Source organism: Streptomyces angustmyceticus (genome assembly GCF_040701845.1).
In the GTDB taxonomy this organism is placed as follows: domain Bacteria; phylum Actinomycetota; class Actinomycetes; order Streptomycetales; family Streptomycetaceae; genus Streptomyces; species Streptomyces angustmyceticus_A.
On record NZ_JBFBHQ010000054.1, the window covers coordinates 1 to 4,385 of the forward strand.

Sequence of the window (4,385 nt, forward strand, 5' to 3'; positions counted from 1 at the left end):
ACCGGAAACCACCACGGACGTGGGGCCGTTGACGGCCGCTATCGAGATCCGGCCGTCCCACGGCCCGATCAGCTCCGACACCTCGGACGACGGCAGCGCCACCGACACCATCCCGCCACGACCCGACAGCGCACGGATCGCCTTGCTCCGCAACGCCACCACCCGCGCGCCGTCCTCCAGCGTCAACGCCCCGGCCACACACGCCGCGGCAATCTCCCCCTGGCTGTGACCGACCACCGCGGCCGGCTCGACGCCATGAGCCCGCCACACCTCCGCCAACGACACCATCACCGCCCACAACACCGGCTGGACCACATCCACCCGGTCCAAACCCGGCGCGCCCTCAGCGCCCCGCAGCACACCACTCAACGACCAGTCCGTGAACGGCTCCAACGCCGCCTCACACTCCGCCAACCGGCGCGCGAACACCGGCGAGGAGTCCCACAACTCCACCGCCATCCCCGCCCACTGCGACCCCTGCCCCGGGAAGACGAACACCACATCGGCATCGCCCTCCAGGGTTCCCGCATCGCCCACCACCGCACCGGCGGGGGTCTCGCCCTCCGCCACGGCACGCAGCCCGGCGACCAGCGCGTCCTGGTCGGAACCCACCACCACGGCCCGGTGTTCCAGGGCCGCACGCGAGGCCACCAGGGCATGTCCCGTGTCCGCCGGCGGCTGTCCGGCGGTCTCCGCCCACGACGCCAGTCGGTCTGCCTGCGCGCGCAAGGCCGTCGCCGAACGCCCGGAAACCACCCAGGGCAGCGCGACGGCCGCCGCGTCCTCAGCGGGATCGGCCGTTGCGGGAGCGGCCTCTGCGGGAACGGTCGCTGCGGGCCGTTCGTCAGCGGGTTCGTCGGCAGGTTCCTCCGCCGGCGCCTGTTCGAGCAGGACATGGGCGTTCGTGCCGCTGCCGCCGAACGACGAGACACCGGCCCGCCTGGGCGCGTCGGTCTCGGGCCATGCCGTCTCGTCGGTGAGCAGACGGATGCTCCCCGTCGACCAGTCGACATGCGGGGAGGGCGCATCGACATGGAGCGTCGCGGGCAGGACGCCATGGCGTAGCGCCTGCACCATCTTCATCACGCCGGCGATGCCGGAGGCGGCCTGCGCATGCCCGATGTTCGACTTGACCGAACCGAGCCACAGCGGCCGGTCCGCCTCCCGCTCCTGCCCGTACGTCGCCAGCAACGCCTGCGCCTCGATCGGATCGCCCAGCGACGTCCCCGTACCGTGCGCCTCCACCACATCCACCTCAGCGGCCGACAGCCCGGCATTGGCCAGCGCGGCACGGATCACCCGCTGCTGCGAGGGACCGTTCGGCGCGGTCAGACCGTTCGACGCACCGTCCTGGTTGGTGGCGCTGCCGCGTATCACCGCCAGTACCGGATGGCCGTTGCGGCGGGCCTCCGACAGGCGTTCCAGCAGCAGGACGCCGACGCCTTCGCCCCAGGCCGTGCCATCCGCGGCCGCGGCGAACGGCTTGCAGCGACCGTCCCGCGCCAGCCCCCGCTGCCGGCTGAACTCCACGAAGTTCCGTGCCGAGGACATCACGGTCGCTCCGCAGGCGAGCGCCATCTCGCACTCGCCGTGCCGCAGCGCCTGAACGGCGAGATGCAGGGCGACCAGCGAGGACGAGCACATGGTGTCGACGGTGACGGCCGGGCCCTCCAGCCCGAAGCTGTAGGCGAGCCGTCCGGAGAGCACGGCGGCCGAGCCTCCGGTCAGCAGGTGGCCCTCGACGCCCTCGGGGGCGGTGCTCCCGTCGGCGGCAGCGGCGTAGCCCTGGTTGCTGGACCCGACGAAGACGCCGGCTCCGCTGCCGCGCACCGACGTCGGGTCGATGCCCGCACGCTCGAAGACCTCCCAGGAGGTCTCCAGGAGCAGCCGCTGCTGCGGGTCCATCGCGATCGCCTCGCGCGGGGAGATCTCGAAGAAGCCGGCGTCGAACTCCGGGGCGTCGTAGAGAAAACCGCCCTGGCGGACGTAGCTGCTGCCGGGCCGGTCGGGGTCCGGGTCGTACAGCTTGTCCACGTCCCAGCCCCGGTCGGTCGGCATGGGCCCGATGGCGTCGGTGCCTTCGGCCACCAGCCGCCACAGTTCTTCCGGAGAGGCCACTCCTCCCGGGAGGCGGCAGGCCATGGCGACGATCGCGATGGGATCGTGCTCCCGCGACTCCACCTCCTGCAGCCTGCGGCGGGTCTGCCGCAGGTCGGTGGTGACCCGCTTGAGGTAGTCGCGGAGCTTGTCCTCGTTGTCCATGTAGCGTCAGCCCTTCAAGAAACCGGCGGTCGGTGTGCGTTCCGGATCAGCCGATCCCGAGTTCCCTGTCGATCAGGTCGAACATGTCCTCATCGCTCGCTTCCGCGAGTTCGTCGTCGACGGTCTTTGCCGGTAGCGGCTCCTGGCCTTCCCAGTGGGCGAGCAGGCCGCGCAGCCCTTCGGTGAGCGCCCGCCGGGTGTCGTCGTCGGTGGCCGCTTGCAGCGCGCTCGCGACCTGTTGCAGCTCGGGGAGCACCGGGGCATCGCCCCCTCCCTCCGGTTCCGGGGGGAGCAGGGCGTCCCGCAGGTACGCGGCGAGTGCGGTCGGTGTGGGGTGGTCGAAGACCAAAGTGGCGGGGAGTTTCCGTCCGGTGGCGGTGTTGAGCCGGTTGCGCAGCTCCACGCCGGTCAGTGAGTCGAAGCCCAGCTCGCGGAAGGCCCGCGCGGGCCGGACCGCCTCGGTCGAGGAGTGCCCCAGTACGGCGGACGCATGAGTGCGGACGAGGTCCAGCAGCATGCGCCTGCGCTTGGGCTCCGGCAGCGCGGCCAGTCTCTCCGGGAGGTCCGATCCCTTGTCGCCGGCCTCGTCCGCCTGCTCCTCCTTCTGGCCGTCGAGCAGTTGCCGTACGTCCGGGAGCTCGTCCAGAAGCGGCCGGGGCCCGCTCACCGTGTAGGCGGGGAGGAAGCGGTCCCACCGGATGTCGGCGACGACGAGGGTGGTCTCCCCCTGCTCGACGGCTTCCCGCAGGGCGTGTACGGCCGGTCCGGGATCCATTGCGGGCACCCCGCGCCGGCTCAGCTGCTCGGCCACGGCCTCGTCGACCATGCCGCCGCCCGCCCAGGCACCCCAGGCGATGGAGGTGGCCGGGCGGCCCTGTGCCCGGCGCCATTCGGCCAGTGCGTCGAGGGCGGCGTTGGCTGCCGCGTACGGGCCCTGTCCGCCGTTGCCCCACACACCGGCGCCGGAGGAGAACAGCACGAAGGCGTCCAGCGGGTGATCGGCCAGCAGCTCGTCGAGGTGGCAGGCACCGGAGATCTTGGCGTGTACGGCGGCCATGGCGTCGTCGAGGGGCGTCTCGTCGAGGGGACGGGCCTCGCCGACGACGCCCGCGGTGTGCACCACGGCGGTCAGCGGCGTCTCGTCGGTGAGCGAGTCCAGCAGCTTGGCCACCGCGGCCCGGTCGGTCACGTCGCAGGCGGCCACGGTGACACGCGCTCCGAGTGCGGTCAGCTCGGCGGACAATTCGGAGGCGCCGGGGGCGTCCGGTCCGCGCCGGCCGGCGAGTACCAGGTGCTCGGCACCGCCCTCCGCGAGCGCCCGCGCCACATGGGCACCAAGAGCGCCGGTGCCCCCGGTGACGAGAACGGTGCCGCGCGGCCGCCACGGCTCGGCGACGGCCGACGGGTCGAGGGGCGCCCGCACCATGCGCCGGACGTGCACGCCGGACGGGCGGACGGCGTACTCGTCCGGGCTGCCGCCCTCACCGCTGAGCAGGGACAGGAAACGGCGCAGCGCCTCGTCGTCGAGGGTTCCCGGCAGGTCGATCAGACCACCCCAGCGATCGCTGTGATCGAGGCCGAAGACCCTGGCCAGACCCCAGATGGCCGCCTGGCCGGGGTTGCGTACCGGGTCCGACGCCCGGTGGGCCTCCGGTCCCCCTGCGGCGGGGTCGGTGGAGACGGCGCCCTGAGTGACCGCCCACAGGCGGGCTTTCACCTCCGAGTCGGCGAGTGCCTGGGTGAGGGCCATAGTGCTGAGCAGGCTGCTGGGCACTCCCCGGTGGCCGTCGGCATCCCGGTCGTCCAGCGCGAGCAGCGACACCATGTGCAGCGGGGCATCGGCGTCACCGTGCAGCGCCGCCAGCTGCGCCGCCAGTTCCGCACGGTCGGCGGTGGCTGATACGGACAGGAGGCGGGCCCGTTCACCCAGACCGCGGGAGGTCGCCTGCACCAGGTCGTCGTCCAGGTGGCCGGCGGGAACGACGAGCAGCCAGTTGCCCCGCACCTCTGCTTTCTCCGGCTCGGGTCGGGGCCGCCAGGCGATCCGGTAGCGCCAGCCGTCGACCGTGCTCCGCTGCCGCCGGCCCTGCCGCCACGACGACAGCGCCGGCAACACCTCACCC

Annotated in this window: 2 protein-coding genes; both read right to left on the minus strand. The window is 72.8% G+C overall.

What is annotated here, in order from left to right:
* A partial coding sequence (locus AB0411_RS37610; RefSeq protein WP_366421710.1) for a type I polyketide synthase occupies positions 1-2,262 on the minus strand: 2,262 nt, incomplete at its 3' end.
* Between the two features lie 46 nt (positions 2,263-2,308).
* Positions 2,309-4,385 (minus strand): type I polyketide synthase (locus tag AB0411_RS37615; protein WP_366421711.1); only part of this gene is annotated, 2,077 nt, incomplete at its 5' end.